The sequence below is a fragment of the Winogradskyella ludwigii genome, from assembly GCF_013403985.1.
GTDB classification, from domain to species: domain Bacteria; phylum Bacteroidota; class Bacteroidia; order Flavobacteriales; family Flavobacteriaceae; genus Winogradskyella; species Winogradskyella ludwigii.
Genome location: NZ_JABFDF010000001.1, coordinates 1,214,772 through 1,228,034, shown reverse-complemented (window position 1 = coordinate 1,228,034; position 13,263 = coordinate 1,214,772). Strand labels below are relative to the sequence as shown.

At 32.5% G+C, this 13,263-nt stretch carries 9 protein-coding genes; 1 reads left to right on the top strand and 8 read right to left on the bottom strand.

Features of this window, described 5'->3' with window-relative positions; translation table 11 throughout:
* Positions 1-39 precede the first annotated feature (39 nt).
* The 3 genes from HM981_RS05165 to HM981_RS05155 form a co-directional block, all read right to left on the bottom strand.
* A complete protein-coding gene (locus HM981_RS05165) occupies positions 40-1,020 on the bottom strand; it encodes a DUF4837 family protein (protein WP_179337504.1) in 981 nt (326 codons plus the stop codon).
* A 22-nt stretch (positions 1,021-1,042) separates the two neighbouring features.
* Positions 1,043-2,602 carry a LysM peptidoglycan-binding domain-containing protein gene (locus HM981_RS05160; protein WP_179337503.1) on the bottom strand — a complete coding sequence of 520 codons (1,560 nt, stop codon included), beginning with the start codon at positions 2,600-2,602 and terminating at the stop codon, positions 1,043-1,045.
* 100 nt (positions 2,603-2,702) lie between these two features.
* Positions 2,703-3,890, bottom strand: a complete 1,188-nt coding sequence (locus HM981_RS05155; RefSeq protein WP_179337502.1) for a phosphoglycerate kinase — start codon at positions 3,888-3,890, stop codon at positions 2,703-2,705.
* A gap of 220 nt (positions 3,891-4,110) precedes the next feature.
* Here HM981_RS05155 and HM981_RS05150 point away from each other — a divergent pair, with 220 nt between their 5' ends.
* On the top strand, positions 4,111-5,271 hold the full coding sequence (locus HM981_RS05150; protein WP_179337501.1) for a DNA polymerase III subunit: 1,161 nt from the start codon (positions 4,111-4,113) through the stop codon (positions 5,269-5,271).
* 41 nt (positions 5,272-5,312) lie between these two features.
* Here the strand turns inward: HM981_RS05150 and HM981_RS05145 are convergent, their stop codons facing one another.
* The 5 genes from HM981_RS05145 to HM981_RS05125 all read right to left on the bottom strand — a co-directional run bounded on the left by HM981_RS05145 (position 5,313) and on the right by HM981_RS05125 (position 13,146).
* Entirely contained in the window at positions 5,313-5,834 is a 522-nt protein-coding gene (locus tag HM981_RS05145) for an OmpH family outer membrane protein (RefSeq protein ID WP_179337500.1), read from the bottom strand.
* Between the two features lie 212 nt (positions 5,835-6,046).
* Complete coding sequence (locus tag HM981_RS05140; RefSeq protein ID WP_246286108.1) at positions 6,047-6,817, bottom strand: class I SAM-dependent methyltransferase; 771 nt, start codon at positions 6,815-6,817, stop codon at positions 6,047-6,049.
* A 345-nt stretch (positions 6,818-7,162) separates the two neighbouring features.
* Positions 7,163-9,034, bottom strand: coding sequence for a tRNA uridine-5-carboxymethylaminomethyl(34) synthesis enzyme MnmG (gene mnmG / locus HM981_RS05135; RefSeq protein WP_179337498.1), 1,872 nt, complete (start codon positions 9,032-9,034; stop codon positions 7,163-7,165).
* 82 nt (positions 9,035-9,116) lie between these two features.
* Positions 9,117-9,527 carry an rRNA maturation RNase YbeY gene (gene ybeY, locus HM981_RS05130; protein WP_179337497.1) on the bottom strand — a complete coding sequence of 137 codons (411 nt, stop codon included), beginning with the start codon at positions 9,525-9,527 and terminating at the stop codon, positions 9,117-9,119.
* Positions 9,520-13,146, bottom strand: coding sequence for a DUF4175 family protein (locus HM981_RS05125; RefSeq protein WP_179337496.1), 3,627 nt, complete (start codon positions 13,144-13,146; stop codon positions 9,520-9,522). Before HM981_RS05125 ends, ybeY begins: the two co-directional genes overlap by 8 nt.
* Positions 13,147-13,263 lie beyond the last annotated feature (117 nt).

Genomic DNA, 13,263 nt, shown 5'->3' with positions numbered 1-13,263 from the left:
ATAAAAAAAAGCCAACTTTAATAAAGTTGGCTTTTTTTGTTAGTTAATCTTTATAGATTTAATAATAGATTCTAATTCAAAAATATAATCCCGTTTTTCTAAAGATGGAGCATAAACATAACCATCTGCAATTAAATAACGGTTGTTAATTTTATCTTCAATAGCGTAGGTTATAAAAGGACCTGCCATTGTAAACCCTTGCATTAACCACATACCTCTTACTTCGTATGCTGGCTTATTGTCTATAATGGTTTTAAACATTGATGGTGCATAAGAATCTTCTACAGCCATGTAAATACCATCTTCTCCAGGGATTTTAGTTTTGGTTATTTCATCTCGCATCTTAACAATATCCATAATGGTACTATCTCCTTTAGAGATGGTTTCAAACGGTACTTCATAAAACATAAGTTCCATGGTTTTAGAGTTTGAAAGGTTTTTACGAATCCAGAAAAAATTGTCTTCATCCTTAGTAATTCTATAAACCGAAGGAATATTTATAGTAATCCCCAATTTATTTTCCATTACCTCGTCCTTTAACAAGGATAATTTAATACGTCGTTGTTTCTCCTTTACTTCTTCTTTAGTAAATGCATCTATTATTTTAGCTTTATTTTCCTCTAATTGCGCAATAATATCCTGATCTGTTTTACCTCCAACAACAACAACCGTTTGTGGTTTAGCAAAAGCTTCGTGTACTATTTTAGTTGTTGCTTCTACGTTTCCTTTTTCAATTTTAAGAACAATTCTACTTCGTGCAGCAAAACCATCAAAAACTTGTGTTGGTATCTGCCTCATATTAAACATAGGTTCTTCTGTTGGCAAACCATTTAAAGGCGCAGCAAAAATGTGTCTAATGTTTTCACCTACTTTATCTTCCCATACAACGTTGTCTGCAACAACAGAAATGGTATTTAAATTACCATTAGAAGCTGGTAGATAAATTGTAGTATCTTTTTCTTTCTTGTCTCCACAAGCCAATAGCAACATGCAAAATAATACAGTATAAAAAGCTTTCATAAGTTTCGTTTTTTTGTTGATTTTATTTAGAAACAACAAGTGTCATTCCTATTTTGAGTTTATTACTACTAATATCGTTCCAATCTTTAATATTTTGAACAGAAACTCCAGGAAATTTTTGAGCAATGGTCCAAAGTGAATCTCCAGACTTTACTTTATAGGTTTGTTTACCTGCCGTATTTACTACTTTTTTAGTAGGTTTTGGTGTACTTGTAACACCATGATTCCTTGGAAATATAGTTAATCGTTGTCCTATTTTAAGACTATTACTTCTAAGACCATTCCATTGTTTTAACTGGCTAACTCTAACTCCGTATTTTCTTGCAATTTTACCAAGGTAATCTCCGTTTTGAACACGATATCTAATTTTAGTATCAGAATTTACAACCTCAGGTAGAGGTTTTTCACGTTTATTAAATTCGGCATTAGCAAACGCATAGATTTGATCTTCATTAGTTACAAATGTACCAATAGCTTCGCGTGGCAATCTCAAGGAATATACCTTACCTTCAACCTTAGGTATAATATCTAATTTGTACGATGGATTTAAAAATTGTAATTCTTCAATTTTAATTCCTGTTGCTTCAGAAACATGCTTTAAAGCTATCATTTGCTTTACATGAACAGTATCTGTTTGTACCAATTGAAAATCTGGTCTTTCAGCTTTAAAACCATGTTCTTCTGCATATTCAAAAATATACATCGTGGCTAAAAATGCAGGCACGTAACCTGCTGTTTCTCTTGGTAAATTTGTACGAATATTCCAATAGTTCTTAGAACCTCCGGAACGTCTTATAGCTTTATTTACATTTCCTGGACCAGAATTGTAAGCTGCTAAAGCTAAATCCCAATCATTGAAAATACGATACATTCTCCCTAAATATTCTGCAGCCGCGGTTGTCGCTTTTATAGGATCGCTACGATCATCTACATAACTACTAACGTCTAAATCATGCTCTTTTCCTGTACCATACATAAATTGCCAAAGCCCTGTTGCTCCCACTCTAGAACGTGCTCGTGGTTTTAAAGCCGACTCTACAATGGCCAAATACTTCATTTCTAAAGGAATGTCGTGATGGTCAAACTCTTGCTCGAACATTGGAAAATAAAAATGACTTAACCCCATTAAACGCTCTAATGATGTACGTCTATGTTTAAGGTAACTTTTAATAACACTTTCTAATGATGTATTGTATTCTACATTAAAGGGTGTTCTAGCGTTTAAGCGCTCTAATCTTGCTTTTAATGTATCTGTAGAAAGTTCTGGATAATCTACAGGCTCATAAGTGAGTTCTGTTACAGATTTATAAATGGTATCGTAAAGTGAATTGCTATACAGCTCCTCTAACCATTTTTCATCAAGTTTTGCAACTTCGTGCAAATCCTTAAGATTCTTAACGTCTAAACTATCTGTAACTGGATTGATTCCTTTGAGTGATTTGAATAACTTACCATCAATAACCGAATCTTTAGTTGTAACAACTTGAGTCGGCTTTGTTGCTATACTATCAGTTTTAGTTTGGGCAAACCCACTAAATATAAGCAAGCAAAAACAAGCCAATAAAAATGTTTTTAATGTCATGGTTTAAAAAATAAATTCAAAAAATTCAATGTTACAGAAACGTTGAAGTCCTAAAAATAGTATTTTTTGAGGATACTATCTTTAGGTTGAAAATGTATTATTAGCTTAAAATCGCAGCAATACCAGGTAATGTCTTACCCTCAAGACTTTCGAGCATGGCACCACCACCTGTACTTACGTAACTTACTTTGTTTTCAAAACCAAACTGTTTTACAGCAGCAACAGAGTCACCACCACCAACTAAAGAAAAGGCTCCATTTTTAGTGGCATTAGCTATAGAATTACCCAATTGAATAGTACCATTAGCGAAGCTTTCCATTTCAAAAACTCCTAACGGACCATTCCAAAGAATCGTTTTACATTGGTTAACAACAGCATCAAAGTTTGCTATAGATTTTGGCCCAGCATCTAAACCTTGCCATCCATCAGGGATATTCATAACATCACAAACTTGAGTGTTTGCATCATTACTAAACGCATCCGCAGCAATTACATCTACAGGTATATGTATTTGTACACCTTTTTCTTTAGCTTGTTTTAAAATATCTAAAGCCAATTCCATTTTATCATCTTCACAAATAGAGTCTCCAATGCTTCCGCCTTGAGCTTTAATGAAGGTAAATGTCATTCCGCCTCCAATAATTAAATGATCTACTTTATCTAAAATATTCTCAATCACAGTAATTTTAGAAGATACTTTAGCACCACCAAGAACGGCTAAAACAGGTTTTTCACCATCTTCCATTACTTTTTTAATGCTCTCAATCTCTTTAGCTAATAAAAGTCCAAAGCATTTTGCTTCAGGGAAAAATTCAGCTACAATCGTTGTAGACGCATGTGCTCTGTGTGCTGTTCCAAAAGCATCGTTCACATAAATATCACCTAACTTAGATAATTTTTCTGCAAACGCTTTATCACCTTGCTTTTCTTCATCATGAAAACGTAGGTTTTCTAATAATAAAATTTCACCTGGTTGTAAAGCATTAGACATTTCTTCTGCTTCTGTACCTACACAATCACTTGCAAATTTTACTTCAACACCTAAAATATCTTCAATTTTATTTACAATATGCTTTAAAGAATATTCATCTTGTACACCCTTAGGTCGACCTAAATGCGACATTAAAACACAGCTTCCACCATCTTCTAAAATTTTAATAATTGTTGGTTTAGCAGATACAATTCTTGTTGCGTCTGTTACCTCGAATTTATCATTTAATGGTACATTAAAATCTACTCGAATTAATGCTCTTTTATTTTTAAAGTTGAAATCGTTTAATGTCTTCATGATAATATAAATAAGATGTGAAAATTATTTTATTTTGAATAACAAATATAAAGATTAGTAAGTTAAAAAATATACTTTATCTAACCGCTTTTTAATAATCACTAGCCTTTATTTACGATAACCTTTTCGCTTATCTACAAATTCCATTTTTTAGTTTCGAATAATAAAGTCTGATTAAAAATTAAATAATAGATTAATAAAAAATACATAGTTTTGCTTTATGCTATTTTCTGAAGTTTTAGGTCAAAAACATATAAAAAATCACCTCACCACAAGTGTTGATGCAGGTAGAATTGCTCATGCTCAATTATTTGTTGGTCCTGAAGGTTGTGGCACGCTACCAATGGCTTTAGCCTATGCACAATATATATTGTGTAGTAATGTTAATGGTGAAAATACAGGTGGAAACGATTCTTGTAATTTAAAATTTAAAAATGTTTCACATCCTGATTTACACTTCGCATTTCCTGTTACCACGAGCGATAAAGTAAAGAGTAAACCCGTTTCTAGTTTTTATCTTGAAGAATGGCGACAACTTATAGACCAACAACCCTACGGAAACCTTTTTGATTGGTACAAACTTCTTGGTGTAGATAATAAACAAGGTCAAATTGGTGTTGAAGAAGCTTTAAATATTGTAAAATCTTTAGCCTTAAAATCTTATGAAGGTGGTTACAAGGTGATGCTTATATGGATGGCTGAAAAAATGAATACAGCAAGCGCTAATAAGCTGCTAAAATTAATAGAAGAGCCACCAGAGAAAACCATATTTATTCTTATTGCTGAAGATGAAGAGCAAATAATAAACACGATTAGATCGCGTTGTCAAATATTGCATTTTCCACCTTTAGCAGAAGAAGCCATTACAGAAGCTTTAGTAAAGAACTACCATATTGAACAATCAGTTGCTACAAAAATTGCACATCAATCTAATGGTAACTACAATAAAGCTTGTGATCTTATTTACCAAGATAGTGAAGATATTCAGTTTGAAAAATGGTTTGTATTTTGGATTCGTTCAGCTTTTAAAGCGCGAGGAAATAAAGCCGCTATACACGATTTAATTTCATGGTCTGAAGAAATTGCTAAAACAGGACGAGAAACCCAAAAGAAATTCCTCAATTTCTGTTTAAACTATTTTAGACAAGCTTTGTTACTTAATTATAAAGCTAACGAGTTGGTATATCTTGAACCAAAGTCAGAAGATTTTAAACTTGAAAAATTTGCACCATTTGTGCACGATTCTAATATTATAGAGATCTCAGATGAGCTACAAGATGCTATTTATCATATAGAACGTAATGGTAATTCTAAAATCGTTCTTACCGACTTATCCATTAAACTGACACGTTTATTACATAAAAAAAGCCAAGCATCTTAAGCTTGGCTTTTTTATAAAGTATATTGTGTTTGATTGTTCTCTTATTTTTCTTTTGTATAAGATGCATTAAGAGCTTCAAGAACTTCATCAGTTAAATCATTAGCTTCTTTACCATACATAACGCTTCTAGAAGCATCACTTGTACCAAAAACGTAAGAATATCCATTTGTTTCTGCATACTCTTTTACAAAATCTACGACTTCTACAATAGAAGAATCAATTTCTGTTTGAAACTGCGTCTGAAATTGTTGCTGCTCAGTTTTCATTTGCTGCTCTATCATTTGCCATTTTTGTTGAAATGGTTGTGCAGCACTTTGTTGTTGTTGCTCAGACATTTTACTTAACTTTTGTTGTAAAACTGCCACTTCCATCTGATAAGCCTGACCTAAACTATCACTTTTCTTTTTAGATGCTTCGTCTCTAAGTTTAAACTTATCTTCAATATCTTTTTTCCCTTGATATTCATTTATAAGTTCAGAGTTGTTTACAAAACCTGTTTTCTCTGGCTGCGTACAAGATGCTAAAGCAATAAGTGCCACTGCGCTTAAAATTATTTTCTTCATGATTGTTATTCAATTTAATTTTTGCAAATGTATAAAAGTTAGTTTGTGTTTTCTTTATTTTTTTAAGTATTGATGTTTTCTATTATAAATATCACTTATAATATTTAAAACCTATTAAAAATGAACTCATACAAAGCGTTTTAAGCACACTTTAGAATTCTTGATTGTTATGAGACGTTTACAGAAACAATATATAATGAGCATTGTTTATATTACGAATTAGCATTCTTTAAGACATAAATATGTGAAGAATACTCTAAAGAACGTTTTGCCTTACGATTAGACTGCCATCCAATCCAAAATGCTTTAATTGGATTCATAAATCCTGATTTATATTTTTCTGAAAGTAAACAAACATAATAAGCATCAAATTTCATTGGTAGTGTTTTTACCAATTTCATATTCTCCTTTTTAAATAATTCTGAAATCGACGTTTTAGAAAAATGCCAAAGGTGTCTTGGCACATCATAAGCTGCCCAAAAGTTTTTGTAATAGTCCGCATCGTAACTTTTATAATTTGGAACAGCGATCACCAAAGTACCATTTGGTTTTAATAACGATTTAAATAATGCCGTATGCTTTTCTAAATCTGGTAAATGTTCTAGTACATGCCAAAGTGTAATGACATCAAAACTCTGCGGTTTTAATTTTGATAATTCCTCAGTTTCAAAAACAGAATTATTAGTTTTTGAATTCGCAATTTGTCGTGCACTTTCGTTAGGTTCTATTCCTGTAATGTTCCAATGATCTTTTAAAGTGGTTTCTAAAAAATCACCTGTTCCGCATCCAATATCTAAAAGTGTTTTAGATTCTGACTTAAAAGAGTTAATTAATTTTAGTTTTCGTTTCAATGAAATTCCCCTCACTTTATGATAAGCGAATTCTAGTAGATTCCGTTTTGTATCTGTGTGCGAAATATAATCTTCACTTTTATAATATTCAGATAGCTTTTCTCCTTTTGGTTCTGGAAATGTTTCTAACATATCCAGTTCCTTATTATGTAATAATTGGAACTCCTCTTTTGAAACTGAGTGATCTTTTAAAGTTAAATATGTTGAATTGTTTTTTGGCACTTTATCAAGTATAATTTATTACAGTGTAATTATTTTGAGACCTATTAGTTGTACTCAGTATAATATTTCAATTAGATTTTTCTCATTATCTTTTGAATGTGATTTTAATAAACCATTTAAATCATGAGATTCTTCGCTGCGCTCTGAATGACAAAAAAAGGAATCAAATTATAACATTGTTTCACGTGGAACATTTAATTATTGATCAACAAGATTAGCTACGCTGAATCTCCGATTTCCTTTTTTTAAAGAAAATTAGCGACCCAAATAAACCAATAAAACAGAAATATCATTAGGTGACACACCACTTATACGAGATGCTTGAGAAATGGTTACAGGCTGAATTTTAGTTAACTTTTGTCTCGCTTCAATACTCATAGATTTTAAATCCATATAATCGAAACCGCTTGGTATTTTTAGATTTTCGAGCCTATTAAGTTTATCAGCGTTATTCTTTTCCTTTTCGATATAACCCGAATATTTAACCTGAATTTCAGTTTGCTCTATAACCTCAGTATCTAAATCATTCGCTTGAATATAATTCTCTACAGACTCAAATTGACGCACATCATCAATAGTAATATTTGGTCTCGCATACAACTTAAACATCTTATCTTGTTGCTTAACTAAAGCAGAATTTTTAGCTTCTAAAACAGGATTTGCTTCTGCAGGCGTTATACTTGTATCTCTAAAAAATTGCACAAAAGCATCTGACTTGGATTCCTTCTCTTCCATTCTAGTAAGACGTTTTTTAGACGCCAAACCAATCTCATAACCTTTACGTGTTAATCTAAAATCTGCATTATCCTGTCTAAGCAAAGTTCTATACTCTGCACGAGACGTAAACATTCTATAAGGTTCTTCTGTTCCTTTTGTAATTAAATCATCAATTAAAACTCCAATATAAGCTTCATCTCTTTGCAACGTAAAAGCCTCTTTTTCTTGAACTTTTAAACTTGCATTTATTCCAGCCATCAAACCCTGAGACGCTGCCTCCTCGTAACCTGTTGTTCCATTAATTTGACCAGCGAAATACAACCCTTCAACAAGTTTAGTTTCTAAGGTATGCTTCAACTGCGTTGGTGGAAAATAATCGTATTCTATAGCATAACCTGGTCTAAAGAATTTCACACCTTCAAAACCAACTACAGATCGCAATGCTTTAAATTGAACATCTTCTGGCAATGATGTTGAAAATCCATTCACATAAACCTCACATGTATTCCAACCTTCTGGCTCAACAAATAATTGATGTTGATTCTTATCTGCAAAGCGATTAATCTTATCTTCTATAGATGGACAATAACGTGGTCCAACACTTTTAATTCGTCCATTAAACATTGGTGAACGATCAAAACCTTCTCTTAGTAAATCATGAACGGCTTCACTTGTATAAGTTAAATGACAAGATCGTTGATGCGTTAATGGTTTTGTAACATCTAAATATGAAAACTTTTGTGGATCCTCATCTCCTGGCTGTTCAACCATTTTAGAAAAATCTAAAGAACGACCATCTACTCTTGGTGGTGTTCCTGTTTTCATTCTACCAGACTCAAAACCTAAATTAACGAGTTGTTCTGTGATTCCTGTTGCAGCTCTTTCACCTGCTCTACCACCTCCAAAATTCTTATCACCAATATGAATTAAACCATTTAAGAACGTTCCGTTTGTAAGCACAACTGTTTTTGCTCTAACTTTAATTCCGAGTGATGTTGTTACACCAACTACTTTATGATTTTCTACAATAAGTCCCGAAACCATTTCTTGATAAAAGTCAAGATTCGGTGTTGCCTCCAGACGCAATCTCCAATCTTCAGCAAAACGCATTCTGTCTGATTGTACTCTAGGACTCCACATTGCAGGTCCTTTTGACTTATTCAACATCTTAAATTGAATCGCAGATGTATCCGAAACCAAACCACTATAACCACCAAGCGCATCAATCTCTCTTACAATTTGTCCTTTTGCAATTCCTCCCATTGCAGGATTACAAGACATCTGAGCGATATTTTGAAGATTCATGGTAATCAATAATGTTTTGCTTCCCATATTTGCAGCAGCAGCAGCAGCTTCACTTCCTGCGTGACCTGCTCCAACAACTATAACATCATATTCTTCGTTAAACATATTGAACTGTATTTTTGTTCCACGTGGAACAATTTAATTATTAAAAATTTGGATCTGCAAATATACGTTGAAATCGGAAGTATTATTTACGCTTTGCTAAGTAGTAATCTTCCTTTGATCGCATCATCTTTTCGTCAGCATCAGACTTGTCTTTGTAACCACAATAATGTAGCACACCATGAATAATAACTCTTGCCATTTCATCTTTGAAAGACACACCAAAATCTAAAGCGTTTTCCTTAACACGATCTACAGAGATATAAATTTCACCATGTAGTTCCTTTCCTACTGAGTAGTCGAAGCTAATAATATCGGTTAATGTGTCGTGATTTAGAAAATCTACATTTAATTTATGCAAATAATCGTCTGAACAAAAAATGTAATTAATCTCTCCTTCTTTACAATTTTCTTCTAAAATTGTATTTACAATCCAGGTTGAATATTGTTCTTCTTGTTCTAAAATAAAATCGGTTTCGTAGTTAAAGCTAATCATTGGTCTTTTTAAAATACTCTTGAATTTTCTTCTTAAAATGGTTTTGCAAAGGTAATGCTTGTCTATTTAAAATTTCAGTTGTATTAAAATATTGTTTAGCTGTTGGAATCTGACTCTTATTACTTTGGTTAAATTCTTCCTTATTGGTTTCAGATTTACGCTTAGTATCTTCGCCTTGCATAAACGTAGCATTCTCCATTTTTAATAGATTATGCTGAAGATCCATCATCTTTTGAAGCGTCTGATTTGTAAATCCTGTATTCAATAAATCCAACTCAATATCTTCCATTTGCCTAATTAACTCGCCTGCAGATTCAATTTTACCTTCTTTTCCTAATCGATCTTCTAATGCTTGACGTAATTGTTGCTGTTGCTGGTAAATCTTGAATAATTCCCCATTTTGCTCTTCACTTCCACCTTCTCCATAACCATCATTTTTCTCACCTTCACCGTTTCCATCAGAACCTTCACCATCATTTTTACCATTCTTTCCTCCCTTACCTTTTCCGTTTTCACCACCTTTTCCATCACCATCTCTCTGTCCACTTTTATTACCTTCACCTTCCTCTTTGCCATTTTCACCAGATTTTCCTCCTTTTCCTCCTTTCCCTTGTTGCTCACCACTCTGTCCATTTTCACCACTTTTTCCAGCTTTGCCTTCTTTTCCAGCTTTACCATCTTCACCTGGTTTCTCTCCTTCTCCCTCTTTGCCTTCCTTTCCTTCTTTTCCAGGTTTTTCACCTTCTCCTTCCTTGCCTTCTTCACCTTCTTTACCTTCCTCGCCTTTCTTTACGCCTTCTTCCATTTTCTTATTGAGCTCTTCTTGACTCATAATAATGTCTTCTAACTGAGACTCACCTCCTTCGCCTTGAGATGGTTGCATAGATTCTTCCATATTATCTAAAACATCACTTAAAAAACTCGCTAATTCATTAGTCGCTGTAACTGCATACTGTTGTGATCCGACACCTTGATAAAGTCTATTTTCTGTTAGTAACTCAAGAGCTTTATCGATATTAAAAAACACATCTGTAATTTGTGAATTAACTTTCTCTGAAATCTTTGGTTGTCTCAGAGATAATGAAAACAAACTATCATCAATATGTTCAAAATGTTCTCTAAGATTACTTTGCTCAATAATATACTTTCCATACTTATTATTGTTGATCCCAATACTTTCAAAAGTTTCCATCAGAGCTTCTTGATCAAATGAGTACAGTAATAAATTTTCTAATATTTGACGTAAAGCTTCTGCATCTTCAGATTGTTGATCTCCTCCTCCACCACCTCCGCCTGGTGGCATTTTAAGCATTTCGCTCATTTCTTTCATCTTCTTTGCAGCTTTCTTTTGTTTCTTTTTAGCCTTCTCTTCCTGCTCTTTTGCTTCTTCTGGTTTCTCTATAGATTCTTTTTTTTCTTTTTCTTCTAGCGCTTCTATAGCTTCTTTTTGATCAAATTTTACTTCATCTTCTAAAAATTCATCTCTTTTAACCTTAGTTGGTTTTTGAAGTAACTTATCATCACGTTCTAATTGATCGATATCTTTTTGAAGTTTTTCAAATTCCTTATTTAACTTTTCTTGTACCTCTTTTGTATTCTCTTTATCCTTTTCTGAAAGTTCTTCTTGAGCTTCAGCTAGTTTTTCTAACTCATTAGAAACCTTTTCAGCTTTCTTCATTACATAGAAACGCTTAGTTAATTCTAAAAGCTGTTTCATGCTTCGTTTCTTATTCTTGTTTTGTTTGGCTAATTCTTCGAGTTTTTGCGTGAATTCCTCTTTATTAATTTTATCCTTTAATTTTTCAAGTTCTTCAAGTAGCTTTTCATCCTTTTTAAGCTGCTCTTCATTTTCTTTTAATCGCTCTTTTAAATCTTCTTTAAATTGATCGTCTTTCTTTTCGTCTTTTTGAAATTCTTCTAAATTATCTTGAAGTTTTTTGTTGAAATTTTTCATCAACTGTTCCTGATTTTTCTGACGTTTTAAGAAGTCTTCAAATTTCTTCTTATCATTAAAGTTAAGACTTTCCTTTTCCTTTTGGGTTTTAGATAATTCTTCAAGCTTTTTATCTTGTTCTTCAAGTTTATCAAAAGTTTTACTGATATCTTTTATTGTTTCACTCTGCTCATTGAGTTGTTTCTCCTCTTCTTCGTCTTTAGTTAATTTTCGGTAACTAAAAACTGAACTCTTTGTGCGTTTATAATTATGAAGTGCATCGTTATCAAACACCTCAAAATAGAGTTGGTAACTTACACCATCTTCAAGATTGAATTGATTAGGAAAAGCACTCACAAACTCACTAAAATTTGAACTTGAAATACTAATAGGCTCTACCACTTTTTTAGATTCATCTTCCGCTGGATAATAGACTAATTGCAACTTGCTTAGTCCATAATCATCGTTTGCTTGTCCATAGAAATAAAGACTTTGTTGATCTACTGAATCTTTTTGAACTTTAATATCGAGTTCTGGATAAATATCTTTGACAACATTAATATTGTAAGCTAAATTCTCATAATCCTTTAGATCACTATTACTGGTTGTGATGCTGTAATTATAATTTTTATAAAGTCGTTTTGAAGCTTCAAAATTATCGTTCTCACTAGACTTAAAACTCAAGGTGTCTTCTGCGTAAATATGAACTCCTGTAGTCGCTTTTGTTTTGGCTCTCCAAGTGACATTCGTGCCTTCTGGAATCACCGCAGATCCAGTACTTTTTAAAACCTCATCTTGTTTTTTTGTATGTGATGGATAATCTAAAACCATTTCGAAATTAACCAAGTTTGGTGTGTTAACCACAGTTAATTTATACGGTTTTGATGTGACATCGTTTGCTGATAACGTAAATTCTACGGCTTCTTTTGGAAGACTGAATGTGTACTGAAATTCGCCAGCTGCAATTTGTTGTAAAAAGTAAGACTGGCCATTAAATTTTATTTGTGCATTCTCAGGAATTACATTCCCAGCTGTAGAAACATTCAACTTGAAATCTTTATTTTCTATTGCTTGAAGCGATTCGTTTAAAACAAAAAACTGAAAAGGTGCTGGTGGCTCATACGCCGTTTGGTAATTTACTACACGATTATAACTATCACTAAACCAATTTATTTTTCCTGTTAAAAACGACAATAATAAAATAGCAACAGGAATAGCGGCGTATTTTAAGTATTTAGTGTTGGACTTAAAATTAATCGCTGATTTAAAAGGAATTGGTTGTAATTCTTGAGACTTCTGCTCTATACTAGCTAATAATAGATCAGATTGTGTTGCGCTTTGATTGAGTTGTAGAACATTCAACAATTTATCATTCACTTCTGGAAAGTGATTTCCTATTAACTTAGAAGCGGTTTCGAAGTTGATGCCTTTTCTAAGTTTAAATAAGTGCGATAATGGTATAGCAATGAATTTTACAAAAAGCGCTAATTCTACTAAAATAAACGACCAGAATAATATGGTTCTCGCTGTTGGGTTAAGCCAAAGCACGTATTCTACAAATAAAGTAATAATAAGGTATAACAAACCAATGGCAAAAAATAAGATAGCGCCTTTTAGTAGTTCATTGGTGTAATACCTTTTTATGAACTGCTCTAGTTTGTGTTTTATGGTATTGAAATTGCTCATATATTATTCTAACTGACTAAACTACAATTTTATTTTTACAGAAATAATTAAGGATTGGTAAGATTCTGTTAATATAGAAGAATTAACAGTTAAATATGCTAAAACTTAACTAGTGCA